The organism is Paenalicyclobacillus cellulosilyticus, from assembly GCF_014647315.1.
Taxonomy (GTDB): domain Bacteria; phylum Bacillota; class Bacilli; order Alicyclobacillales; family Alicyclobacillaceae; genus Alicyclobacillus_J; species Alicyclobacillus_J cellulosilyticus.
The window spans coordinates 1-222 of record NZ_BMOY01000166.1; the positions used below are offsets into that span (position 1 = coordinate 1).

General features: G+C 37.8%; 1 protein-coding gene. It reads right to left on the reverse strand.

Translation table 11 applies throughout. The features are described from left to right. Nucleotides 1-222: OPT/YSL family transporter (locus IEX97_RS13390; protein ID WP_308426219.1), on the reverse strand; the 222-nt coding region annotated here is incomplete at both ends.

Consider the following 222-nt stretch of genomic DNA (forward strand, 5'->3'; position numbering starts at 1 on the left):
GAAGCGGCTGTTTGCACCGCGTTATTTTCTAGTATCGTTGCGTCTTTAAAAAATCGTAAGATACCCATTGAGATAATCGCAGCAGGGATTGAAGCAGACGTTAAAATCCCGAGCTTTAATGCTAAGTAGGCATTTGACATCGCCAGAATCAACGTTAAAAATATCGCTAAAAAAACACTACGAACCGTTAATTCTGCAATTTTTTGTTCATTGGTTATAAAC